17 protein-coding genes are annotated in these 24,217 nt (G+C 69.4%); 5 read left to right on the top strand and 12 right to left on the bottom strand.

Going from position 1 to position 24,217, the window contains the following annotated elements; all coding sequences use genetic code 11:
• Positions 1-3: 3 nt before the first annotated feature.
• The 3 genes from EV139_RS14130 to EV139_RS14140 all read right to left on the bottom strand — a co-directional run bounded on the left by EV139_RS14130 (position 4) and on the right by EV139_RS14140 (position 4,710).
• Positions 4-2,142: a CocE/NonD family hydrolase gene (locus tag EV139_RS14130; protein WP_130455202.1), complete on the bottom strand. Its 2,139-nt coding sequence runs from the start codon at positions 2,140-2,142 to the stop codon at positions 4-6.
• Positions 2,143-2,212: 70 nt separating this feature from the next.
• Entirely contained in the window at positions 2,213-2,908 is a 696-nt protein-coding gene (locus tag EV139_RS14135; RefSeq protein ID WP_130455204.1) for a response regulator transcription factor, read from the bottom strand.
• Positions 2,896-4,710, bottom strand: coding sequence for a sensor histidine kinase (locus EV139_RS14140; RefSeq protein ID WP_130455206.1), 1,815 nt, complete (start codon positions 4,708-4,710; stop codon positions 2,896-2,898). The genes EV139_RS14135 and EV139_RS14140 overlap by 13 nt, the downstream gene beginning before the upstream one ends.
• A 165-nt stretch (positions 4,711-4,875) precedes the next feature.
• Between EV139_RS14140 and EV139_RS14145 the strand changes: the two genes are divergently transcribed.
• Positions 4,876-6,708 (top strand): hypothetical protein, encoded by a 1,833-nt coding sequence (locus tag EV139_RS14145; protein WP_130455208.1) that lies wholly within the window; start codon positions 4,876-4,878, stop codon positions 6,706-6,708.
• A 124-nt stretch (positions 6,709-6,832) separates the two neighbouring features.
• Here EV139_RS14145 and EV139_RS14150 read toward each other — a convergent pair whose 3' ends face one another.
• The 8 genes from EV139_RS14150 to EV139_RS14185 all read right to left on the bottom strand — a co-directional run bounded on the left by EV139_RS14150 (position 6,833) and on the right by EV139_RS14185 (position 15,263).
• Entirely contained in the window at positions 6,833-7,285 is a 453-nt protein-coding gene (locus EV139_RS14150) for an Ig-like domain-containing protein (RefSeq protein WP_130455210.1), read from the bottom strand.
• Positions 7,282-9,183, bottom strand: coding sequence for a hypothetical protein (locus EV139_RS14155; RefSeq protein WP_130455212.1), 1,902 nt, complete (start codon positions 9,181-9,183; stop codon positions 7,282-7,284). The genes EV139_RS14150 and EV139_RS14155 overlap by 4 nt, the downstream gene beginning before the upstream one ends.
• A gap of 39 nt (positions 9,184-9,222) precedes the next feature.
• Entirely contained in the window at positions 9,223-10,722 is a 1,500-nt protein-coding gene (locus EV139_RS14160; protein ID WP_130455214.1) for an RCC1 domain-containing protein, read from the bottom strand.
• Complete coding sequence (locus EV139_RS14165) at positions 10,715-11,590, bottom strand: signal peptidase I (protein ID WP_130455216.1); 876 nt, start codon at positions 11,588-11,590, stop codon at positions 10,715-10,717. The genes EV139_RS14160 and EV139_RS14165 overlap by 8 nt, the downstream gene beginning before the upstream one ends.
• Positions 11,587-12,198, bottom strand: a complete 612-nt coding sequence (locus tag EV139_RS14170; RefSeq protein WP_130455218.1) for a hypothetical protein — start codon at positions 12,196-12,198, stop codon at positions 11,587-11,589. The genes EV139_RS14165 and EV139_RS14170 overlap by 4 nt, the downstream gene beginning before the upstream one ends.
• Before the next feature lie 48 nt (positions 12,199-12,246).
• On the bottom strand, positions 12,247-12,858 hold the full coding sequence (locus EV139_RS14175; RefSeq protein ID WP_130455220.1) for a hypothetical protein: 612 nt from the start codon (positions 12,856-12,858) through the stop codon (positions 12,247-12,249).
• Positions 12,859-12,961: 103 nt separating this feature from the next.
• On the bottom strand, positions 12,962-13,633 hold the full coding sequence (locus tag EV139_RS14180; protein WP_130455222.1) for a hypothetical protein: 672 nt from the start codon (positions 13,631-13,633) through the stop codon (positions 12,962-12,964).
• Positions 13,634-13,796: 163 nt separating this feature from the next.
• Entirely contained in the window at positions 13,797-15,263 is a 1,467-nt protein-coding gene (locus tag EV139_RS14185; protein ID WP_198677588.1) for an RICIN domain-containing protein, read from the bottom strand.
• A gap of 337 nt (positions 15,264-15,600) precedes the next feature.
• Here EV139_RS14185 and EV139_RS14190 point away from each other — a divergent pair, with 337 nt between their 5' ends.
• From EV139_RS14190 to EV139_RS14205, 4 genes are all read left to right on the top strand, one after another.
• On the top strand, positions 15,601-17,943 hold the full coding sequence (locus EV139_RS14190) for an arylsulfatase (RefSeq protein WP_130455226.1): 2,343 nt from the start codon (positions 15,601-15,603) through the stop codon (positions 17,941-17,943).
• 83 nt (positions 17,944-18,026) lie between these two features.
• Positions 18,027-19,694, top strand: a complete 1,668-nt coding sequence (locus EV139_RS14195) for a SulP family inorganic anion transporter (protein ID WP_130455228.1) — start codon at positions 18,027-18,029, stop codon at positions 19,692-19,694.
• Positions 19,691-20,407, top strand: coding sequence for a GAP family protein (locus EV139_RS14200; RefSeq protein WP_130455230.1), 717 nt, complete (start codon positions 19,691-19,693; stop codon positions 20,405-20,407). Before EV139_RS14195 ends, EV139_RS14200 begins: the two co-directional genes overlap by 4 nt.
• Positions 20,408-20,439: 32 nt before the next feature.
• Complete coding sequence (locus EV139_RS14205) at positions 20,440-21,330, top strand: formylglycine-generating enzyme family protein (RefSeq protein WP_130455450.1); 891 nt, start codon at positions 20,440-20,442, stop codon at positions 21,328-21,330.
• 9 nt (positions 21,331-21,339) lie between these two features.
• Here the strand turns inward: EV139_RS14205 and EV139_RS14210 are convergent, their stop codons facing one another.
• Positions 21,340-23,976, bottom strand: a complete 2,637-nt coding sequence (locus tag EV139_RS14210; RefSeq protein ID WP_130455232.1) for a winged helix-turn-helix domain-containing protein — start codon at positions 23,974-23,976, stop codon at positions 21,340-21,342.
• Positions 23,977-24,217: the final 241 nt, after the last annotated feature.

Genomic DNA, 24,217 nt, shown 5'->3' on the forward strand with positions numbered 1-24,217 from the left:
CGTCTAGGTGAGATCCCGCGGGATGCTCGCCGAGGTGGTCCGGGAGTGGAACTTCACGCCGTCACGGTAGGCGTCGAGCTCGTTCGTCACGACGAAGCTGTGCAGATCCCCCGACATCGTGCTGCGCGTGCGCAGCTCGACGTCCCAGCCCAGGTCCGTCGCCGGCAGGGCGCCGGCGGACGCAAGCTCGGCGAGACCCGCGGGTCCCGCACCAACGTCGAGCGCCGGGCGACGGTAGCGGATCGTGCGCTCGCAGACCGCCCGCGCGCTGAGCGCGTCCCCCGCCGTGCGATGGTAGCTGTCCCGCTCGGCCGTGTAGTAGAAGAGGCCGGTGGCGTGGTCAGTCTGCCAGTCCTCCACGAAGGTGGAGAGCGACGTGGCACCCGTGACGAGGTCGGCGGTGAGCTCGCGCGTCATTGGCGGCCCGCCTGCCTCAACGGTGTTGTGCGCGGGAGCAGGTGGATCGCCGAGGTCGGCGGCGAGCTCCGTCGCCGCCCGCTGCTCGGCCGCGGAGTCTCCTGCGGCGCGCACCGGCACCGTAAGCTCGGGCAGGGCCACGATCGTCACCAGTGTCTCCTCCGGCGCCGGCCAGAGGTTCGGCCAGAAGCTCGCGGAGATGCTGAGACGCAGCCGGTGCCCGGGCGCGAGCCGGTGCGCGGTCGCGAGCAGCGGCACGTCAAGTGTGACCTCCTCGCCCGGGGTGAGCGGCGTCGGCGTCTCGTGTCCGGTGTGGTGCGTGAGGTTTGCGAGGCCGACGGTCAGCAGCCGGGAGCTCCCGTCTGGCGCCACGTCGGCGAGCCGGATCGCGATCGCACCGCGGTCGCGATCGGCGGCGACCCGCACGCGCACGCTGGGGGTACCGAGGAGCTCGAGCCCGTTCGGCTGCTCCCAGTCGAGCGTGTATGAGCGGGCGTCGTCGGCCGCCTGGTCGCCAGCGACACCGGCCGCGGCCCCAAACTGCAGCCAGCTGCCGCCGGCGAAGCCGACGAGCGCGGCGCTGCTGGTCGTCGCGGGCCCCGCCTGCACGGCGGCCGTCGCGTCGAGGCGGCGTTCGGTGACGCTCGGTGCCGGCCAGTGCTGCTCGGAGACCCAGCGCCCCGGACGCACCTCGTGGTCGCTTCCCACCGGCGCGCTCTCCGGCACGTATGCGCGCAGCTGCGGTTGCTCGCGCACCCCGTTGTCGACGCCGCTGAGCCACTGGTCCCACCAGCGGATCGACTCAGCGATGAAGTCGATCCCCGGCCCGGGAGCCGCCTGGTGCGGGTAGTTGTGCGCCCACGGCCCGAGCAGCGCGTGCACGGGAGCGGGCTCGTGCCCCGCGGCGCGGCGCTCCGCGGCGCTCTCCATGAGGCGGAAGAGCGTGGTGCGGTACTCATCGAGGAGCCCACCGACAGCGAGCACGGGGACCGTGATCGCGTCTGGCGTCTCGCATACCGAGCCGTGCTTCCAGTAGTCGTCCCTGCGCTGGTGCCCCAGCCACTCTTCGATGTTGACCGGAGCCTCGTCAATGCGCCGCTTCCAGTCGTCCTCCCACCCGGCACCCACGACGCTCGGGTCCTGCGGGCGAGCGTTGTACGCCCACATCGTGGCTGCCCACGACAGCATCTGGTCGCCCACGATTGCGCCGCCGTTGTAGTGGACGTCGTCGGCGTAGCGGTCATCGGTCGAGCACACCGTGATGATCGCGGCGAGCTCGGGCGGCTGCAGCGCCGCGATCTGCAGGCCGTTAAACCCGCCCCATGATTTGCCGATAATCCCGACCTTGCCGTTGCACCACGGTTGCGCGGCGATCCAGCGCAGCACCTGCAGGCCGTCATCGAGCTCCGTCGCCGAGTACTCGTCGGTCATGATGCCGGTCGAATCGCCAGCACCGCGCAGGTCGACCCGCACACTCGCGTAGCCAGCCCGCGCAAACTCCGGGTGGATGGTCTGGTCCCGGCCCGCCGTCATGTCGTTCTTGCGGTACGGAATGTACTCGAGCACCGCGGGCACGCTCGACTCGGCAAGATCTCCGGGGATCCAGACCCGAGCGGCCAACTCAACGCCGTCGGAGAGCGGAATTCGCGCGTGCTCGATGATCTTGACCGGGCGAGGAGCAGTGCGGAAACGGTGTGGAAGCTGATTCTCTACGTTGGGAAGCATATTCCAATCCACACTAACGTGTTCTCGGGGCCCGCGCCCGACACGGCGGCGTCCCCGCCCGTGACCGCGACTACGTGGCCGCCGCCCCCGGCCGCCGATTGAGGTACTGCAGCACCGCGAGCACGCGCCGGTGAGCGTCTGCTGCGACCGGCAGCGTCAGCGCGTCATAGATGCGCGAGACGTGCTGCACCACGGCTTTCTCCGTGATGAAGAGGCGAGCGCCGATGGCCGCGTTGCTCCGCCCCTCCGCCATGAGCGCGAGCACCTCCCGCTGCCGTGCCGTGAGCCCGCCCACGGCGGAGTCGGCGAGTCGGGCGCGCGCCACCATCACGGCGACCACCTCCGGGTCAATCGCGGTACCGCCCGCGGCCACCTCGCGCACGTCCGCGAGAAACGACTCGACGTCGGCGATCCGCTGCTTCAGCAGGTACCCCACCCCACCGGCGTCACGCGCGAGCGCCGGGGCGCCCTCGCGCGCGCCGAGCAGCTCAACCGCGTACCGCCGCTGGACATGCTGGGAGAGCACCAGCACCGAGATCTCCGGGAACTGTCGGCGCACCCGCAGCGCGACGGTCAGCCCCTCGTCGGTCTGGGACGGCGGCATTCGGATATCGGTGATGAGCAGATCCGGCCGCTCTCGCTCAACCGCGAGTTCAAGGGCTGCCGCGTCCCCCACCGCCGCGACCACCGACCACCCGGCCTCGGTCAGCACCGCCTCGATGCCGCGGCGCAGCAGCGCTTCGTCCTCGCCAATTACGATGCGCACGGCAACTCCACTTCAATCGTTGTTCCGGCTCCCGAGTCGCTCTCGATGCGCAGGCTGCCGCCCAGCACGTCGACTCGCTCGGCAAGCCCGGTCAGGCCGGCGCCCGCGCCCGGCGCCGCGCCACCGCGGCCGTCGTCGGAGATCGCGATCCGAAGCACGTCACCGGCCCGCGCGAGTCGCACTCGAATCTCGGTGGCCCCGGAGTGCTTCACCGCGTTGTTGAGCGCCTCCGCGACCACGAAATAGGCGGTGCTCTCGACCGCCGGGGCGAGCTCCCCGTCTGATATTCCCAGGAGCAACTCCGTGGGGATCGGCATGCGGTCGGCGAGGTCTTCCGCCGCCGCCGACAGGCCGCGCTGCACAAGCGTGGCCGGCATCACCATGTGGACGAGATCGCGCAGCTCAGCCGCCGCATCGTCGATCCCGCGACGGAGCTCCACCGCGGCCGCCGCAACCTCGGGCTCGGCTCCCCCGTCCGGCCGGGGCAACGCCAACTGCTGGGCGGCAAGCCCGAGCAACACCAGCTTCACCTGCAAGCCGTCATGCAGATCCTGCGCGATCCGGCGCCGCTCCGTGTCTGCGACTTCCACCAGCCGCTCACGTGACCGCTGCAGCGCGACCCGGCTCGCCCGCAGCTCGACCGAGAGCCGCTCGCGGTCGAGCGCAATCGCGGTCACTCGGCTCGCCGTGCGCACCAGCTCGGGTTCGGTGAGCAGCGCGAGATCGTAGGCAATCGCACCGATCCGCCGCCCGTCGAGCTCCACAACCTGCACGCCGCGGCGCGGGTCCCCGGGCGCCGCATCGACTACCACGCCGTGCACATCAACGTAGCCGCCCGCCGGCCCCGCGCGGAACCAGACCTCGAGAGAGGGGTCGCCGAGCGCGCGGGCGAGCACCGCGGCGATCGCGGGCCGTTCATCGCCCGCACCGCCCAACCAGGCCCCGATCTCCTCGAGCTCGCCGGTGCGCGCCACCCCGCCGCGCAGCACCCCGAGCGCAAACGCCACCGGCACCACCGCGAGCACCGCGAGCTGGAAGATCCCCACCGACTCCCTCCCCCAGCCCAGCAGCGCCGGCAGCCCCCGTGATGAGGCGAGGATCAGTACGATCGCGAGCACCCCGTAGCCGTACAGCGGCGCGAGCACTCTGCGCTCCACCTGCGTTGCGCGCCAGAGACGCACGAGCAGCAGCGCCCCGGTTGCCGCGAGCACTGCCCCGCCTACGGCGGCCTGCACCGCAGCACCGGACTCAGCCAGCTCGGGCCGCCGGGACGCGGCCACGCCGCCGTCGCCCCACAGCGCCTCGGGCAGCTGCAACACGAGCGCTGTCACGTAGCCAAGCCAGACGGTCGCCCGCGCCCACCGGCTGCGCACGCGCCCCGTGGGAAACGCCAGCAGCAGGTGCACGAGCACCGCCAACGGCAGGGTCGCCACCACCGCGGAGAGGCCGCTGAGCCCCGCGGTGGCCGAGTCCGCCGAGACGATATTTCCGGCCCCGACTAGGTACACCGCGGCGCCCGCGAGCAGAATCAGGGCACCCATCAGCGAACTTGGCCGGTGCCGCCACGCGAGCAGCCCGGACACCAGGTACACGAGGGCCGTGAGCGGAAAGAGCAGGAGTGCCCGGCGCATCGGACCGTCGAGCGGCAGCAACAGCACCTGCAACGTCACCAGCAGACCCCCCGCCGCAAGCACCGCGAGCAGCGCCCGATCGAACGAGCGGTGCAGCGATGACCTGATCCGCGCTCGCGCTGCCGCGTCCGCGTGAGTGGTGCCGCTGCGGCGGCCAGAGGGGACGAGCACACGCTCAGCTAAGCACACCGGCGAGCTGAATGCCCCGGTCGGGAGCAGATCCGGCATCACTTGGGGACATAGGTCCAGTACCGCGGCCACCGCGATCGCACGAGCGACGACTTGGGGACCTGAGTCTCTTCTGCCACCGTGGCCCCGCTCCTTAGCGTACTGAGCATGGACACCAGACACCCGTTCCCTGAACCGCGCTCCGCCCCCGGCCTCCCCCGTGTGCGCCGCCCACGCCCTCGCGGCGGTCCCGGCCTGCCGCGCCGCGCCGCGCGGACGCTCGCGGCGGTCACCGCGACGCTCGTGGTTGCCTCGGGGCTCGCCGTCGTGCCGGGCACCGCCCCCGCCCGCGCGGCCGGCGCGCCCACGATCGTGGGCACCGTGACGGTGGGCGGACAACTCTCCCTCGCCGAGGGCACGAGCGCCCTCGCTCCGGAGGCGTTGCAGACCCCCGCCACCGCGCTGCCGGTCGGCGGGAGCGGCGCCTGGGAGGTCGGGGCCGCCAACACCTTTGAGGAGGCGAGCGGCTCGTTCGCGTACCGCATCTTCGAGCACGGCGCCCGAACCGCCTACTCGGTGCAGGGCGAGGCGAGGCGCCTGGGCGCCGGGATCGCGGACACCGGCTCCTGCACGATTCTGCGCGACAACGCGGCGGGCGTCCCCGCGGTGATCGACCAGGCCGAGGACTCCCCGTACCAGTGCACCTACGCCGGCGGGCTCCCCGGACCGGCTGGCGACGTCTTCCGACCGAGCTTCACCGTGCAGCCGCTCGTCTGGGCCACCGCCCGTGCGGTGTTCGCGCCGGGAACCGTGCACGGCACCGCGCTGAGTCTCAGCGAGGGCCGGTTTGAATCGAACAACGAGGAGTTTCTCGTCAACGGGGCGCGCCAGGCCCAGCCCGCCCCGCTGGACACGGTGGCCGCTGGCGGCACGAGTCGCTTCGACGCGTTCCTGCGCAACGCCGAAGGGAACGATCTCAACGGTTGGGCGCGCGGAGACTTCACCTACCGGATCGTGGAGGACGGGGTGCCCACGCCGTTCTGGATTCAGGGCCACGTGACGAACTGGCGCGGCGCGACCTTCGAGCACGACGGCTCGTGCACCGTATACCAGGGCAATCCCCTCCCCACGGGCGGCGAGACGACCGGAGTCGAGGTCGACTTCGCGCCCTACACCTGCGAGGGCATCGGCGAGAACCTCGACGGCCGGGGCGACTGGCAGGTGACGTTCGACGTCGAGCCGCTCGCGTACACGTCGGTCAGCGGCGCACAGGCGACCGACCTCCTCAAGAGCGGCTGCGCGGACACAAGCTCGCGCTGCATCTACTTCCCGAAGTCGATCGAACCAATCACGAAGGGCGACCCGATCCTGATCGGGAGCGAGCAGAATCTCGGCGAGGAGGGCAACGACACGGTCACCTACGAGTACCACGACGAGCGCGCGATCTATAACTCGTTCTCCGTGTCGATGAGCTGGGAGGGCAAGTCGAACTTCCTCATCGAGTCGCTGAAGACCACGCTCGAAATCAGCTACGAGTTCCAGATCCGCAACACGACCGGGCACCTCTGGAGCTACGAACTCGAGGTCCCGCCGCGCTCCCGGATGAGCGCCTGGCTCACGCCCGCGTACCACCGGATCACGGGCGACTTCTTCTTCGAGGTGGACGGCAAGTACTTCCGGGCGAAAGACACCTGGGTCGACGTGCCAGACTCGACCACGCCGGGCGATGTCGAAAAGCGGATCACCCCGATCACCGCTGTGAGCGAGCTGCCGCCCACGCCGAGTCCCACCCCCGACGACGAGCCGGCGCCGGGCAACGGGGCGCCGCAGAGCGGACCGGGCACTCCCGAGGCCGCCCCAACGGCGGGCGCCGCGGATCAGGCGCTCGCGCGCACCGGCGCGGCCGGCTCGGGCGCCGCGGTGGCGCTCGGCGCACTCGGCGCGCTCCTGCTCGGTGCCGGGCTGCTGCTCGCACGGCGGTTCCGCGCCACCCGGCCGTAGCTCGCGGGGCAAGCTCGCCCGCACTCACGCAGGAGATCCGAACTCAGGCGGGGGAAGTCCCTGAATTTCCCCCGCCTGAGTTCGGATCTCCTGCCTGAGTTCGGCGCCCGCGCGCGGCCACCTGTTAGTAGGCCAGATCCACCAGCTGTTTCTTCTCGCTCGGCAGGTGGTTCTTGTCGCCGGCGTACGAGACGGTGCACTCGATCTCGCCCGCGGTCCACTCCGCGTGCTCCTCGAAGGTGAACGTGTAGAGCCCTGCAGCGAGCTGCACGGTGCCCAGCTCCACGGTGCCGCAGCGCAGCGAGACAGTACCCGTTGGGATCGTGCCGTGCACCCCATCGATGCGACCACTCACGGTGATTGACCGCGGTTCGGCACCCTTGATCGACATGCCCAGGTAGGCGCGATCCGTGAGGCCACCCGCAGCAATTGATGCGGATATCCCTGCCCAGGAGAGGCCGCCAACCAGGCCGACCGCGACGATGCTCGCCCCGATGACCCGCGCAGTCTTCCGCGGGCGCCGCGGGCTGTGGCCGCCGGCCGTGTGGTCGGGGTCTTGAGCGTGCTGCGCGTTCATTCGTCATCCTCCTGCGTGCTCCCCGCGACGGCCACGACTGGCACGCTCGGCGTAATCTTGGTGGGGGCTTTCGCGACCGTGTGCGTGCCGGTCGCATCGGCGAACTGTCCGTTCACCGAGGACTGGTAGTGCAGCGACACCGGATAGTCTCCGACGTCTCGCGCGGCGGCCGGCGTGGTGAATGCGCCCCAGCGGTTCACCAGGTCGAAGGCGGTGTCGGATTCGACCCCCTCGAGCGTGAGCGTGACCGTCCCGTCCGTCGAGGCGCTCGGCACCAGCATGCGGATGACTCCCTCCTGGCCGTACTCGATTGCCGGGGCCTGCACCTCCGCCGGGAGTTCCACGATGTTCGGCGCGACCGTGCCGAACAGGTACGCCGACGAGAGGTTCCAGACGGGCTCGCCACCGGCCGGATCGGGCATGCTGCCGTAGTACCCGAAGTTCGAAACCGCTGCGCGTGACCCGCTGACGTACACCCCGCCGCCGCCCCACTCAACGCCGAGATAGCCCTCCGACTGCGGCACCTTGGGTTTGAGCAGCTGCACCGGTTCGACCTCCCGGCGGTTTGCGACCACCTCGGGGCCCGCGGGTGCTGTGATCTGGCGCGTGTCGAACACGTGCACCTCACCCTCGGCGACGTGCGGTGTTCCTTCTTCGTCGAAGAGGTACGAGTAGCTGCTCACGAGCAGCGCGTTCCCCTGCAGCGCGAACCCCGAGCCGAAGTTCTGCGTGTGCCGGGGAGGGAGCAGCTTCGGGGCGATCTGCTCGCCGGTCTTGAGACTGTAGGTGTACACGGCACCGCGGGTCGTGGTGCCGTAGGCGACGCTGTTGTCGTTCACCCCCTGGTCCGGGTCGTCCATGCTGTCGCCGAAATAGTTGTACTCCATGGGGCTGGCGACATAGAGCGTGTCGCCGTCGATCTTCATGCGATATCCGAACGCGGGGAGTGCGCGAATCTTGCCGAAGTCCGTGCCGTCCGCCCAGGGCTGTGAGACGACCGTTGGCGAGCCGAAGAGGTTGTCGCGTTTCCAGATGAAGAGCAGCTGATCGCTCATCCACACATCGTCGATCAGCGTGCGGCGTCGTGTCGTCGCGGCAACGACGTAGTCCTCGCTCATCGCGAAGCTCGAGCCAATCCCGTACTGGGAGCTGAACAGCTGAATGCCGTTCTCGTCTTTCGGCACCACCGCCTGCATCTCACCGGTGGTCACGTCAACCGTGAACATCGAGCCTGCCCCGTTGCCGAGCACCTCGTCGCCGGGCTCGGGGCGCCGCTCCGAGAGGTTGTCGCCGAGCACCAGGGTGTCGCCCTCCCACGCGATGTGGTCGCCGAACGTGGGAGCGAACTTGTAGTAGGGGCCAAACTCGAGCCCCTCGGGCCGCGCAACCGCGCGCGAGAGCGCCCACTCCCCGGTGCCATCGAGCTCGTAGATGAGGAGCGCAACGTCGCGCTCCTCCCCCTTGATCTCAAGCTTGCCCTTGCGCACGTTGGTGATCAGCATGCCGCGGTCCATGTTGATCAGCAGCTGGTCCCCCAGCTCCATGCCGCTCAGCGGGGCGGTGACGTGCTTCTCTTCGATCACCTCGTTCGCGTCGTTAAAGCGGATCACCTCGATGTCGCCGGTCGCCCCGGTGTCATCGATGACCGTGTTGGTGCGGCGCACCACCGCCATGTATTCCTTGTCGATTGCGAGCCCACGCGACGTGCCGCGGACCGAGTCATCTCGAAACTCGTAGAGCTCGTGCACCTCCGGAAACACCGGATCATCCGCCCGCGCAGGACTCGTCCCTGGCTGCAGCGCAAGTGGAACGAGCACGATCGCGATCAGGCCGGCGGCGAGGAGCCCGCGGGACGCACGGCGCGTTCGACGTCGACTCAGTGGGTGACTCAATCTCACGTGCGGGTTCCTCTCCTCGCGGCTGCCCCGGCGGGGTGCCTATTTGGGGGTCTTGCAGTTCCCGTTGAACGTCTGGTCCTGCGGCTTCTGCGGGATCAGCTGGTTGCAGGCCTGCGTGATTTTGTTGCCGAGCTGCGACGAGTTTTGGCCAACGAGCGCCTGGCTCGTGCCGGTGTTACTGCCCCAGGTGTAGGGGGTACCGTTCGCGTCGATTGCCAGGCTGCCCGCATAGAGGGCGAGCACCCCGGTAATCGCCGCCGCTCCCGAGGGCGACGTGGTGCGGACCGGACCAGACGGCCCGTTCCCGCCCGATGCCTCAGAGTTGGTGCCGTGTTCGCCGTTTTCGTTGCCACCGAACGACCAAATCTCGCCGGCCTTGGTGAGCGTTACCGTGTGCTCGAACCCGGAGCTGATCTGGGCAACCGCGGGCAGGCCAGCAACCTTGATCGGGCAGGTGTTGATCCCGTCGACGAGGCCACAGGTGGCCGAGGTGCCGAGCGCGCTGTGGGTGTTCTTGCCCCAGGAGTAGACCACGCCGGACTCGTCGAGCGCGTGACTGGTGTAGTGGCTGAAGCTGAGGTCGACGACGTTGCTGAGCGTCGTGAGCATCTGCGGCGCGGCGCGCGTGGCAAGCGGGTCACTCGTGTTGCCGAGACCGCCCCAGGTGTTCTTGCCCCAGGTCCAAACTTTCTTGTTCGCATCGATTGCGGCGCCCGCTTCAGCTCCGAGCACCACGCGGGTGAACTTGTAGCCGCTGCGCACCTTCGTGGGCACGGAGCGGGCGGCCCCGCCGTCGGCGAGCATGTAGTTGTTCACATTGCGGCTGTCGGTGGGTTTCCCCCAGGTCCACAGGTCCCCGTTTGTGTCGATCGCCGCGGCAATCGCCGTGTGGGAGGTCGCGGCGTTGTTGACCATGCCGCCCAGGCTGATGCTCGTGAAGCTGACGTTGCTCACCGCGGGGATCAGAGTGGGCACCTGCGTGTTTGTCGCGTTGGTGCCGAGCACCGGGCTCACGCCACCCCAGCTCCAGAGCTTGCCGTTTCCGTCGAGCCCGAGCGCGTTCGAGCCAGCGATAGCGACCTCGACGATGCCGGCTTGGTTGAGCGCTTGTACCACAACCGGATTGGTCACCGGGTTGGTGCCGTGACCCTGCTGGGAGGCGAGATTCATGCCGTAGCCGTACCAACTGCCCCCGGCGCGGTAGAGACCGAAACGGTTCTCGAAGTTCGACACCGGTACGCCGCCGCCGGTCGTGGGCGGCGCAGTTGTGGGCGGCGTCGTCGTGGGGGGCGTGGTCGTCGGGGGCGTGGTCGTGGGCGGCGCCGTGGTCGGACCGGGCGTGAAGTCGCCAGAGTTGGGCCGCTCGTAGTCCGACCCCACCGGCCAGTTCACATAGGCATTATCGATGGGCTCGGCAGCCGTGAGCGCCACGGGCAGCGCCGCACCGAGCGCCACCACCGCGGCGACTGTGATCCCGGCCGCCGCGTGGCGCGAGAGTCGGCGACGCGCTCCCGGAAGTCGAGTGAGCTTCTCACGCACGGGGGGCCTCCGGACCTCGTTCGGCGCGCGTGGTTGCGCGCCCCGCGCGCTTCTCCGAGCGCTTTTCCGCGCGCTCCGCGTGGCGTTCGGCGAGCTGAGCCCGGGTCTCGCCGATCCGGTTGGGATCAAGCAGCATCAGGCTGATCACCGTGCACAGGAAGAACGCGAGGGTGGCGATCCCGGCGGGACCCTGGAGCACGACGGCCGCGTACCCCGCGAGCGGGAGGGTAGCGACGATCACGCGCGCCTCGGGAACCGAGTACGGGTATGGATCATTCGAGGCGTTCGCGTCGCCCCGCAGGATGAGCCCGGTGGTGTTGGGGAGGTCGCCCGCCATGAGCTCGACGATGCGGTGGGTCACGAGGCCCTTGTTGTCGGGGCGTTCGACCGTGACCGCGTCGCCAATCTCAAGCTCGGCCTGGTCGCGCATCTGGCCGAACACCACCGATCCGACGGGCATCCCCGGCTCCATTGAGCCGGACAGCACGACGGTGGGCTGGGTGTTCGTGAGCAGGGCCGCACCAAAGACGAGCAGCACGATCACGCCCAGCACTGATCCGACGGTGAGGATCGTGTTGCGGACGCCGCGGTAGACGCGCCAGCCCCGGGTGAGCTCATCAGGGTCCGCCAGGTCATCGCCCTTCGCTTCGGCGGCGGGCGCCCCGGAGCGGCTCGGATCCGCTGGGACCCGCGCAGACGCAGTGCTGTCACAGAGTCGTTCAAACGGAGTCGGCCCGGACGCCGAGGCGCTCGTGGTCGCCGCGCGCGGGCGGCGCAGCGGGGATTCGCGTTCCTGGGTCGCGTCGTGGTCGGGCGCGGCGCCCTCGCGGCGGTCGCCCGTTCCCGGGCGTTCGATGAGGTGGGTCATGCGGTGCGGTTCTTTCGTCGGGCCCGAGCGGTGAGCAGGACACCGGCGACCACGGCGCCGGTGGCGAACAGCGCGGCGAGCGGCCAGGCAGCGCCGGTCTGGGCAAGCTGGGAGATGATGGAGGTGGGCGGCGTCGTGCCACCGTCGACGGTGGTGCTGAACCGGACGACCGCCTCGGCGTCCGTCGCCTGGTACGCGTTCTCCGCGGTGATGGGGAGGGTTGCCTCGATCGTCACCGTGGCGCGCTTGCCCGAGGCGAGATCGCCGAGCGGGGCGGCCGAGCCGTGCAGGGAGCGCTGCGACGAGAGGAGCTCCGCCCCGGACGCGTCGAGCACCCGGATGGTCACGGGCGTGGTGCCCTCGGTCGCAACCCCGCTGAACTCGGGCACCGACACCGTGAGCGGCACCGCGCTCGCGCTCACGTTCACAACGCTGAGCTCGGTGCTCGCCGATTCGCCGGGGGCAGGCATCTCCACGATCACGCGCTGCTCAGGGAGATCGAGCGGGCCGTGCGCCGCGCTGGCCGGCGCACCTGACACGGGCGCGACCGGGCTGATGAGACTGGCCACCGAGAGGGCGACGGCGAACAGGGGTGGCACTACGTTCATCGGGATCCTCCTGGGGACGCGGGCTGGGGGTGGAAGCGCTGAGGCGGTCTATCGGGGAACACTGACGCCGTCGAACCGCACGGATACACCGCTGTGGGCCGGGCGGTTGGGATCAGTACGGGCTGGGTCGAGGGTGACGGTGACCGTGAGGAAACGAGTCGCCTGCGCCTTGAGCGGCCGCGCCCAGGTGTGGTGCAAGTCGGCGACCGTGGTGCCTGGAACCCTGTCAAGCAGCACCGCCCCGTCCTCCTCGACGGTGAAGAGAAAGTCAGCGAACAGTTCGGCGCGTTCCCCGTCCTCCCCGGGAACCCCGGTGAGATCGTCGGGGTCGTCGATGTGCATCGTCACCAGCGCCGGGTTTCGGGGGCTCGCGTTGCCCACGGCGACGTAGATCGTGCGGCTTTCGCCGGGGAGCAGTGTGCCGAGGTCCTCGTCGTGCACAGAGATCGGATCAGCGCTCATCTCGGTGAGGCTGCCAGGCCGCCAGTCGGGGTCGAACGAGGCCTGCGCCCGCACGTCAAGCGTGTTCCGTGACCCGTCGAATAGCGTGGCGGTCTCCACCGAGGAGCTCACCGCCGCCCAGGTCACGGCGGCGCCGACCGCGAGCACAGCACCCACGCTGAGGAGCGCGCGTTTCTTGCCGGTGGGAGGGTGCGTCACGGGATGGTCCTTTCGCCGATGATGCGGGGCTTGATACGGAGCGGGGAGGCGCGAGGTCGCCGGTGCGGGGCGGCCCCGAAGAGCCGCCCCGCGAGCGGGTCAGTTACTGCCAGACCTGCGAATCGAACGCGATCTGCAGGAACACGTTCTGGTTGCGGATCTGATCCGCCGACGTGCCGTCCTGTACCTTGACGTTGATCAGCAGATCGCCGCCCTCAGTCGGGTTCCACTTGTTGCCAGCGGCGCCGTTGGTGACGTCACCGTTGAACGCGGCCCAGGTCTTCCAGGTGCCGCCCGGAACCTGGAACCGCAGCGCGTTGAGGAGTTCCGCGTTCGAGCTGTTCAGGCCGGTCTTACCCGGGGTCTCGATGATGCTCCAGGTGATCGCCGACGGGCCGTGGGTGGTGGTCGGGTTGGGCGCCTGGCGGAACGGGATCTTCATGTTGACCACGTTGCCGGGAACCATGCTCTGCAGGCCATCGAAGTTGATGGGCGCGGCGTTGGCCGAGTCCGGGGACTCCTGCCAGTCGCTGTTGCTCGTCGCCGCCGCGAAGCTGGTCTTCACGGGCACGCCCTCGGAGTTGGTGTTGATCACCTGGATGTCGACCTCCTTCGCGGTGGAGATGCCCTTGTCACCGTTGCCGAAGTTCAGCCACGCGGCATCCTGGAATGCCGCAAAGGTCGCTGCCGAGGCGATGGTCAGGGCAATAGCGCCCGTCGCGATCGCGCGCTTCCGGCCGGATGCGCGCTTCTTGCTGGGGGTGATGTCCGTCATGAAGATGAACCTTTCGGGTGTGTGGTGGGGTTCCCGGTTACCCGGGACGCGGCACCGAGTGTTCGGGGCTGCGTGGTGGCCGCGCTGAGCGAGCGGCCATCGTTCCGCCGGAGCGAGAACGAAGTCTGTTGAGTTGTGTGTGGTTGGGCGGGCTGGGCCGCGCCTATTTCGTCTCGGGTGTCGCCCGGGCGTGCAGCTGCACCATGACCTGCGTGTTTTTCAAGCCGAGCCCGGTGGCACCGTCTGGCTTTTGGAGCGTCAACACGGTGTTGCTGGCGCCGCCCTGCACACCGAGCACGGCCCCGGCACTGTTGATCGACAGCAGTCCGGGCAGACGATAGTTCTGCGAGAGTGAGGCGTTGCAGCCCCAGCTGACCAGAGCCTTCCCCACCGCGTGGGTACCGTCTTCCCAAGCCATGCATTTCCCCGTCGAGAGGTTCTTCAGCGCACCGGTCGCGGCCGTGTAGATCCAGCGCTGATTGTCGCCACCGTGACACGCGTAGGACAGGAGTTTGATGCCGTTCTCGCCAGCCTTCGTGGGATCGTCGATACACATTCCGTTGCCCAGTCGCACCGTGCCGTCCGGCCAGTGCTGCCAGTCCTGCGTGGGCCCCACTCCGGCGTACTCCGCGACCGGTTGGAGCGTCACCCCGGAGTTGCTGTTGCCACCCTGGGCCACCAGCGTTGTGCCAGTCGCGTCCTTCGTGCGGAGACCTGGCAGATCAAACTGCTGTGAAAGCGCACCGTTGCAGGCCCAGCTCACGACCGGAACGCCGGCGGCAAATCCACCCGAGCCCCACGCGAGACACTTCCCTGATCCGACGTTCTTGACCGCCTTCGTGGTGGCGTTATAGGTCCATTGCTGGTTCGCGAAGCCGTGGCACTGATAGCTCAGCACCTGTGATCCGTCACCCCCGTTCTGGGTCACGTCGTCGAGGCAGTTTCCGTTCCCCAGGCGCAACGTCTTGTCGGCAAGCAGCGTCCAGTCCTGCACGGGGCTCTTCTGGCTCGCGGGCAGCCACATGCGCACCTTCATACCGAGCGAGTCAAACGGGGCGAGCGTGTCGCTGCCCTGGTAGGACCGCATCGTCTGGATCTGTTCCCAGGTCTGATTTGTCACCGAGTAGAGTCCGTCTGCCGACGATAGATCGAAGCGGAGCGCGTCGGCGAGCACCGGGCTCGGGGTAGAGCCGGGCTGCGGGCGCAGCGCAAATTGGAACGCGGCAAGGTACGTATTGGAAGCGTTGACGTACTTCACCTCGAACTCGCACGCCGGACCGCCGGGGCGCAGCGGCTCCGCGCACTGTTTCTCCGCGGTTTCTCCGACCGGATCCTCCGCCTGTATCCACTTGCTGCCGTCCTGCACAAACAGGCCGTCGATAATTCGGGCGACCTGGATATCGAACTGATCCACGCTCATCGACGTGCTGAGGAATGCCTGGTCTTGATACGCGGCCGCAGACAGTGCCGCGGAGCTGATGCCGCTAGCACCGAGCGCGCCGGCCATGCAGAGCGCAATCGCGCCACGCACGTACCCGCTGCGGCGAAGCCGTCGGCCCTGGTGGCGCCCGACGCGGTTCCTGTTGCGCGTCGCAATTGAACGCTTCGTCTTGAATCGGCGAAGTGGCACGGTCGTCATTTCTGTCGGGGAGAACACGGGGCTGAGTTCAATCCTCTGCACGAGCTGTGAGGGTTTATTGCGCTTCCCCCAAAGCCAGTGGCGGCGAGGTGGAGCTGCCGTGTCGGGCCCCACCGGGGTGCGTGCTGCGGCGAGCGCGACTCAGTGGCGGCGAGCCGTCTCGCCGAGTGATGTCAGTGGATGCGGGCCGCCCCGATTCAGGCGCACTCTGCGCAGGATCACCCGGATGAGAATGGGGACGCGCCCTGTCACCGGGCGAGACCCGAACCTAGCCTCGGGCTATACGGGTGTCACGCCGGGCGCCCTGCCGAACGGAGGATGCAGAATCATGACTCGCAAATTTCAAGGGAAGATCGAGCTCGACGTGCGTGACTCCGTGGCCGACTGGGACGCGTTTCTCCCCACCCCAGCACCCACGGACGCCCCCAACGTGCTCGTGGTGCTGTACGACGACACCGGCATGGCGTCGTGGTCCCCGTACGGCGGCCGCATCAACATGCCCACGCTCGACCGGCTCGCCAGTGGCGGCCTCACCTACTCGCAGTGGCACACAACCGCGCTGTGTTCCCCCACCCGCTCCACGTTTCTCACCGGACGCAACCACCATCTGAACGGCTTCGCGACGATCTCCGAATCGTCGACGGGGTTCCCCGGCTACAACTCGCACATTCCCGATTCAAACGTGACGATGGCGCACCTGCTGCGCGACGCGGGCTGGTCGACGTTCTGGGTGGGGAAAAACCACAACGTGCCCATCGACGAGTGGACGGCCGGCGCGTCGAAGAAGCACTGGCCGCTCGCGCAGGGGTACGACCGGTTCTACGGCTTTATCGGGGGCGAAACGAACAACTGGTACCCGTCGCTCGCGGAAGACAATCACTACATCGATCAGCCATACCTCCCGGAGGACGGCTATCACCTCTCGAAGGACCTCGCGGATCAGGCGCTCAAGATGATCCGGGACGTGAAGCAGACCGACCCGGAGAAGCCGTGGTACCTGTGGTTCTGCCCCGGCGCGAACCACGCCCCGCATCACGCACCCGAGGAGTACATCGCAAAGTATCGGGGCGTGTTCGACGACGGCTACGAGGCGTACCGCGAGTGGGTGCTTGCGCGCATGAAGGAGAAGGGAATCGTCCCGGCAGACACGGAGCTCACCCCGCTCAATCCGATGCCCACCGGCACGTTCTCCCCCACCGACGAGGTCCGCCCGTGGGGCGAGCTCGATGCGGAGGAGCGCGCGATGTTCTCGCGCATGGCTGAGGTCTTCGCCGGGTTCAGCGAGTACACGGACGCGCAGGTGGGGCGGATCGTCGATTACCTCGAGGAATCCGGTCAGTTGGACAACACGCTCATCATCTACTGCGCAGACAACGGCGCGTCCGGAGAGGGCAGCCCCAACGGATCCGTGAACGAGGGAAAGATCTTCGGCGGCTACCCCGACGACGAGGCCGAGAACCTGCGGATGGTCGACAAGCTCGGCTCACCTGACACGTACAACCACTACCCCACCGGCTGGGCGGCCGCGTTCTCCACCCCGTACAAGATGTTCAAGCGCTACACCTACCAGGGCGGCGTCGCCGATCCGATGGTGATCCACTGGCCGGCAGGGATCGCTGCGTCCGGCGAGGTGCGCCACCAGTATCACCACTCCACCGACATCGTGCCGACCATCCTGGACGCCTGCGGCGTCGAGTTTCCCGAGGTCTACGCTGGCGTGCAGCAGACCCCCCTCTCCGGGGTGTCGATGACCCCCTCGTTCGACGCGGCGCCCGACGCCCCATCAACCAAGAAAACGCAGTACTACGAGATGTTCGGGCAGCGCGGGATCTGGCACGAGGGCTGGAAGGCGGTGACGGTGCACGGTCCGGTGAGCGGGAAGGGTGACTTCCCCGGGGACGAGTGGGAGCTGTTCCACACGGATGTCGACCGCGCCGAGGCGACGAACCTCGCACAGGACCACCCGGAGAAGCTCGCGGCCCTCAAGGATCTGTGGCTCCAGGAGGCACGCACCAACGAGGTGCTGCCGCTGAACGACCTGCAGATCATTGGCAACCCGAAGGACTACGAGACCTTTCTTGCGATGGAGTTCCACCAGCCAGCGCCGCCCTCGGGCCAGTTTGTGTACTACCCGGGCACTTCGGAGGTGCCCGAGCGTTCCGCGGCGAACGTGCACGGGGTGTCGTACAAGATCGCGGCCGAGGTCGAGCTGACCCCGGAGTCAGAGGGGGTGATCTTCGCGAACGGCTCTCGCTTTGGCGGGCACGCGCTCGTGATCAAGGACGGCCAGTTGCACTACGTGTACAACTTCCTCGGAATCCCGCCGGAGGATCGAATCTCTGCCCCGGTGCCACAATCTGGCGCACACATTCTGGGCGTCGAGTTCACGAAGGAGGGCATGGGAGAGTACCGGGAGGGCGTGGGGCCGCTCAAGCTCTTCATCGACGATCAGCTTGTCGCCGAGCAGCGGATCCGCACCGTTCTGGGACACTTCTCGCTCTGCGGCGAGGGGCTCACCATCGGGCGCGACAGCGCCGACCCGGTGTCGTCGCTGTACGGGTACGGGTTCGATTTCACGGGGGGCACGATCGCGCGGGTGGTGTTTGATATCGCGGACGACGCGTACCTCGATCTTGAGGCCCACCTCGCCGCCGCGATGGCGCGCGACTGACCGGGATCGCAGGCCGGTCCCGCGATGGCCCACCCGGGAGCGTGCCGCTCGGGCCCGCGCCACTCACACCGGAGGGAGTCACGATGCAGCACCCACTCGCCGGACTCACCAGGCACAACCTCGCGACCGAGCTCACCGCGGGCGTCACGCTGCTGGCGATCGCGATTCCGCTCAACATCGGGTACGCGCAGATCGCCAACCTGCCGCCGACGGCGGGGCTCTACGCCCTCATTGTGCCAACAATCGTGTACGCGCTCGCGGTGTCGTCACGGCAGGTGGTCGCCTCCCCCGACGCCGCCGCCGCCGCCCTCGTCGCCTCGTCGCTCGGCGGGCTCGCGACCGCCGGGAGCGCCGGGTACGCGACGCTCGCGCTCGCGCAGGCGATCATCTGCGGGGTGATGTTTGCCCTGCTCGCCGTCTTCAAACTCGGCTTCCTCGCGAATTTTCTCTCGAAACCGATCCTGGTGGGCTTCGTCGGGGGCCTGGCGCTCGACATCGCGGTGAGCCAGGTCGCAAAGATGCTGGGAGTGAAGATCGACTCGGGCGGCGAGTTTCCCGAAAAACTCGTCGGACTCGTCTCTGGGCTCGGCACACTCAACCCGTGGTCGCTCGCGCTGTCTGCGTGCGCCGTCGCGGTCCTCGTGGTGGGACGTCGCATCTCCCGGGTCGTCCCGTGGGCGCTCGTGGTGCTGGTCCTCGCCAGGCTCGCGGTGGTCCTCGCCGGCCTCGACTCCCGCGGGGTCGCGGTGCTGGGCGAGGTTCCAGCCGGGCCACCCGCTCTCACGTGGCCCGTGCTCGACTGGTCGCTGTGGCTGGCACTGATTCCCTCCGCCCTCGCGCTCACGCTGGTCACGACCGCCGAGGGACTCCTCGTGTCGCGCTCGTACGCAGAGAAGCACGGCTACCCGTTCAACGCGAACCGCGACCTGCTCGCGTTTGGGCTCGCGAACGTGGCGGCGGGCGCCCAGGGTTCGTTTGCGGTGGGCTCCTCGACCTCGCGCACCGCAGCGATGGACCAGGCCGGCTCGCGCACCCAGTTGCCCGCACTCGTGCTCGCGGCGGGCACCCTCCTGCTGCTGCTCTTCGGCACCGCGCTCCTCGCGGACATTCCGTCCCCCGCGATCGGCGCGATCGTGGGGGTCGCCATTGTCCCGCTGCTCGGCGTCCGCGAGTTCATCGAACTCTGGCGGCAGGATCGCTTCGAGTTCGGGGTCGGGGCCGCGTGCTTCCTCGTCACTCTGCTCGTGGGGTCGATCGCGGGCATCCTCGTGGCGTTCGTGCTCGCGCTCGTCAACCTCGCCAAGCGCGCCGCGAGCCCAGCGATCGACGTGCTCGAGTCATCCGGCGATCCCGGCGAATCTCTCCTCGAGGATGCGCCAGCGGGCAGCACCACCGCGCCCGGCGTGATCGTGATCCGGCTCGCCGCGCCGCTCTTCTTCGCCAACGGCGCGGTCTTCACGGCGGCCGCCAAGCACGCGATCACCGCTGCCGGGCCCGCGCGGGTGCACCACCTGGTGGTCGACATGGAGGCGGTCACCGATGTCGACGTCACCGGCGCCGAAGCGTTCGCGGCGCTCAAACACTGGCTTGTCACGCACGACGTGTCGCTCTCGTTCAGCCGCGTGCGCCCCACCACGCTGCCCCGGCTGTCACTCCTCGGAGTCCTCAGCACCGAGGCCGTCTACCCCACGAACCGCGCCGCGATCGCGAAGCTCGGCGCTGAGCGGCCCGGCCAAGCGAGTAGCCCATGACCGAGCTCGCCGTCACCCTCATCCCGGTCGCGCTCGGCGTGGTGCTCAGCCCCCTCGCGATCATGGCGCTCGTCGCGGTGCTGCTCTCACAGCGGGCCCGCGTGAACGGCATCGCCTACCTCCTCGGCTGGGTGCTCGGACTCGTCGGCCTGCTCGTCCTGTTCCAGTGGCTGTTTGGCGTCTTCGGGGTCCAGGCGCGCGGCGCTCCGCCCGGGTGGGTCTCGGTCGTGCGCCTCTTCCTGGGCACACTCCTCGCTGGTGCGGCGGTGTGGGTCTACCGCCGCGGCCGCAAGCACCTCGCCCGCCTGGCCACCGCCACGACTCCGCGCGACGTGGCCGCCGCCGCGCCGCAACTCCCCGGGTGGCTGCAGACCGTGGGGACGTTTCGGCCCGGCCGCACCTTCGCCCTCGGGGTCGGGCTGTTCGTGCTCAACCCGGTCGACGCCTCCTGCGCAATCATCGCCGCGCTCGACATCTCGCTCGCGCACGTCTCCACCGCTGCGGCCGCGTGGGTCACGGGCGCCTTCGCGGCCGTCGGCACCCTCCCCATCGCGCTCCCCGTCCTCTACGTCGTCATCCGGGGCGACGCCGCGCAACCGCTTCTCGATAGAGTGCGTACGTGGATTGCATCCCACACCCACGTGCTCAATGCCGCGCTCCTGCTCGTCATTGGCGCACTCCAGCTCCAGAAGGGAATCGCCGCACTGCTATGAGCGCAGACACTCGCACCCCCGAGCTCGCTGGCATGCGCCGGCTCCCCGGCGGCGTCTTCCATATGGGCTCGGACGATTTCTACCCGGACGAGCGGCCCGCGCACCCCCGAACGGTGGCGCCGTTCTGGATCGACACGCACGCGGTCACGAACGCGCAGTTCGCGCGCTTCGTCGCCGAGACCGGATACGTCACCGTCGCCGAACGCGAGCTCGACCCGGCACGGTTCCCCGGCGCAGACCCCGCGGACCTCGTGCCCGGCGCAATGGTGTTCACCCCACCGCCGACCCCCGTAGACCTCGGGAACTGGCGCAACTGGTGGCGGTGGCAACCCGGCGCCTCCTGGCAGCGGCCGTTCGGCCCGGCATCGTCGATCGTCGACCGCCTCAGCCACCCCGTCGTGCATGTCGCATACGAGGACGCCAGCACCTACGCAGCCTGGGCCGGCAAGCGACTCCCCACCGAGGCCGAGCACGAGTACGCGTCACGCGGCGGTCGGGACGGCGCCGCGTTCGCGTGGGGAGACGAGCCGTACCCGAACGGGATCGCGCAGGCGAACTCGTGGCTCGGCCGGTTCCCCCACGACAACCAGGGAGTAGGCGGCACGGCACCGGTCGGCTCCTACCCTCCCAACGGCTACGGCCTCTCAGACATGATCGGGAACGTGTGGGAGTGGACCTCGGACGCTTACACGCCACGCCATTTTCCGCCGTCGGCCACCCCCGTTGAGGCGGGAGCCCGTCCCAACCTCCTCGCCGCACCCGCACCCGGAACACCCCCGGAACCGCCCCGCCGCGTGCTCAAGGGCGGATCGTTCCTGTGCTCGCCCGACTACTGCCTGAGGTTTCGTCCCGCAGCGCGCTCGCCGCAGGCCGAGGACACCGGAATGTCACACATCGGGTTTCGCTGCGCCCGCGACGCCTGAGTTTCCAGGTCACTCGGCCGCGAGCGAGTGCGCCGCAATCGCAAGGCTCTCGCGGTCGGACACCCCGAGCTTCCGGTAGATGTTCCGCACGTGGGTCTTCACCGTGTTCATCGACACGTATTCTTGCTCGGCGATCGCGCGCAGCGTGGCCTTCTCGAGCAGGCCGCGCAACACCACGCGTTCCCGCTCAGTGAGCTCGGTGTTGGCGCCGCCGCCGGCCGCAATGAGCGCGGCGCGCACCGCCGTCGCAAACGGACCGCGCGCCGCGGTGGTCGCCCGCGCCAGGAGCAGCCGCATCACGACGGGGCCAACGGCGAGGAACGCCCGAGTGAAGCCCTCGGGCGCGGCGAGCTGCAGCGCCACGGTCAGCGCGGCCTGCGCACACTCCGGGCGGTCGTGCGTCACCTCAAGGGCGGCCTGAACCAGCCAGGCATCGATCATTGAGGCGTCGCAGAGACACACGCTTGACCCGTCGATCACGTCACCGACGGCCGCGCGCGCCCCAGCGAGGTCGCCGTCGTGCAGGCGGGCAATCGCGTGCATTACGGCGATATCACCCGACCACCCGCAACTCTGCGTCAGCCCGGCAAGCAGCCGGTCACGCTGGTCAAGCTGCCCCAGCCGGTTCAGCGCGTGCACGGCCGGGACCCCGGCCGTCGCATACCAGTGCGGCGGGAGCGGCTGGCGCTCCCACGGGGTGAGGTGTTGCACGATCTCGACCGCGGCAGCTTCGTGGTCGTCTGCCGCGGGGGTACCGAACAGCGCGAGCATGCCGCGCACCCCGCGGGCGATCGCGTCCTCGTGGCCGGCGAGCACCCCCGGCGCAACGCGCCCGATGAGGTCGGCAGCCCCACCCGTGTCGAGGCGCTCGAACATCGCCCAGCCGCGCCACAGGCGCGCGATTTGTAGGTACTCGTTGGTCGGCGCCCCCAGCTCCCGCCACCGGTGCTCAAGCTGGTCGAGGCTGTGCAGCGTGTCGCTCAGGCGGCCCCGAAACAGTGCCACGGTCACCCCCACCGCGGCGGCCTGCAGCTCGGCCGCCGGCATCCCGCCCGCCCGGGCGAGGTCGCGCGCGGTGCCCGCCGATGCGTCCGCCTGGTCCAGGCGCCCCGCGTAGAGCGCCCCCATGCCCGCGTGCAGGTGGGCGTACGCGTGCAGCTGCGGTTCGTTGGCGCACGGTTCCGCGCTCGGGTCGTGCTGCGCGAGCACCGCGGCCACTCCGCCGCGGCGCACGGCGACCTGCAGCTCGAGGCCCCTGCGCCAGAGTCGCTCGACCGGGTCCGGGCCGCCGCGAGCGCTCGTGGGAGGCGAGCCCGGGGCCCCAGACAGGGCAACCGCGGGGGCTTCGTCGCCGAGCGCCAGCGCAGCAGCGGCGCGCAGCAGCCGCACCCCCGGCTCCGCGGACACCGTCTCGGGTGCCGTGGCGAGCAGGTCGATCACCCGATCCGCGTGGCCCGAAAGCACCAGCTGCATCCCGCACCGGCGCACGATCGGCGCGATTGCGCCCGACCCCGAAGCGAGCACCGCGTGAGTCAGCGCTGGCAACCATTCACGCTGGTCCGCAAGCCACGCGGCCGCGCGGCCGTGGACTTCGCGCTCGGGCACGGTGGCCTCCCCGGACCGGGCCCGGAGCGCCCCCCTGAGCCTGGGGTGGTACCGGTAGCGGGGCGGCTGCGCCGCGGAATCCTCCGCGGCGACGTGCAGCCTGACGAGTTGCTGGATCCGCGCGCCCGTGTGCGGATCGTCGGTGAGCGCGCGGGCGAGGCCGGCCGAGAAGGACTCCGGCACGGCCGTGCGGATCAGAAACTCCCGCGTGTGGGCGTCGAGGCCGGCCAGTAGCTCGTCGCCGCCGTCCGCCGTCTCTGCAATCTCACCGATCAGGGTGAACGCGGCGCCGGGCGAGGCCGTCACGATCCCCAGTTCAACCAGTCGCAGCGCGGCCGCCGACCCGCTCGTGCTGCGCAGGATTGAGGCGACTTGCCCCTGGGATACGCGCGCCCCGCGGTCCGCGAAGTAGCGCTGCACCTCCTGCGGCGTAAACGCGAGGTCGTCGCCACCCAGCTCGAGCGCCACCCCGCGAAGCTTGCTGCGCAGAAAGCCACGGTCGGGGCCGCCCCTGCCGCAGAGCACCACGTGGCTCGCGCCGGCGACCGAGCGCGCGAAAGCGTCAATTCCGGTGCTGAGCCGCGCGCTGCGCGCGAGGTGGACATCGTCGATGATGACGACGGTGGGCCGCGCTGTCGCCGAGACGGCGCGCGCGAGCAATCGCGCCTCGTGCGCAGTCTCCACGCCGGCCGTGGCTTCTTCCCGTGCCGCGCCGAGCGCCCGCACCACCACCGGGTCCGCGAGCTGCGCGAGGGCCGCGTACAATGCAGTAACGCCGTCGGTGTCAGTGTCGGTGTCGGTGTCGGTGTCAAGCGTGAGCCAGGCGACGTTGGCCCCGTGCCGCGCGTGAAGCTCCGCCGCCCACTGCGTGAGCAACCGCGTCTTGCCGCTCCCGCCCGGCGCCGACACGAGCGTGGTGCTCCACGGCCCGCGGAGCGCCGCGTCCAGCCGCGCGATCAGTCGGGGCCGACGAGTATCTCCGCCCCCGAGCTGTGGCGGCGTGGTGCGTGGCGCGGCACGCTTCCGGATTCTCGTCTCCATGGCCGATTTCCCGGGTCAACACGCTCTCGCGGAATCGGGCAGGCAGCCGCCCGCAGCAGGGGCACGCCGCGACCATTTCCGAGTCAGCGCGGCCGCCGGGCACATGGGAGCCCCTCAGGCCCGTTCCACAACCGGGAACGTCTGCCACGAGGCATCACGGTACGTCATGTTGCACTCCCCCCGGGGCCACACCGAATCCGCGTCTGACACACACGACTTGCGGCAATAGTAGTTCGCTCAC

Source organism: Leucobacter luti (assembly GCF_004217175.1).
In the GTDB taxonomy this organism is placed as follows: domain Bacteria; phylum Actinomycetota; class Actinomycetes; order Actinomycetales; family Microbacteriaceae; genus Leucobacter; species Leucobacter luti.

Bases quoted from the DNA above. Each gene is read 5' to 3' on its own strand.
- EV139_RS14210 (WP_130455232.1), bottom strand. From the start codon at position 23,976: ATGGAGACGAGAATCCGGAAGCGTGCCGCGCCACGCACCACGCCGCCA.
- EV139_RS14145 (WP_130455208.1), top strand. From the start codon at position 4,876: ATGGACACCAGACACCCGTTCCCTGAACCGCGCTCCGCCCCCGGCCTC.
- EV139_RS14190 (WP_130455226.1), top strand. From the start codon at position 15,601: ATGACTCGCAAATTTCAAGGGAAGATCGAGCTCGACGTGCGTGACTCC.
- EV139_RS14200 (WP_130455230.1), top strand. From the start codon at position 19,691: ATGACCGAGCTCGCCGTCACCCTCATCCCGGTCGCGCTCGGCGTGGTG.
- EV139_RS14195 (WP_130455228.1), top strand. From the start codon at position 18,027: ATGCAGCACCCACTCGCCGGACTCACCAGGCACAACCTCGCGACCGAG.
- EV139_RS14170 (WP_130455218.1), bottom strand. From the start codon at position 12,198: ATGAACGTAGTGCCACCCCTGTTCGCCGTCGCCCTCTCGGTGGCCAGT.
- EV139_RS14130 (WP_130455202.1), bottom strand. From the start codon at position 2,142: ATGCTTCCCAACGTAGAGAATCAGCTTCCACACCGTTTCCGCACTGCT.
- EV139_RS14150 (WP_130455210.1), bottom strand. From the start codon at position 7,285: ATGAACGCGCAGCACGCTCAAGACCCCGACCACACGGCCGGCGGCCAC.
- EV139_RS14180 (WP_130455222.1), bottom strand. From the start codon at position 13,633: ATGACGGACATCACCCCCAGCAAGAAGCGCGCATCCGGCCGGAAGCGC.
- EV139_RS14165 (WP_130455216.1), bottom strand. From the start codon at position 11,590: ATGACCCACCTCATCGAACGCCCGGGAACGGGCGACCGCCGCGAGGGC.
- EV139_RS14205 (WP_130455450.1), top strand. From the start codon at position 20,440: ATGCGCCGGCTCCCCGGCGGCGTCTTCCATATGGGCTCGGACGATTTC.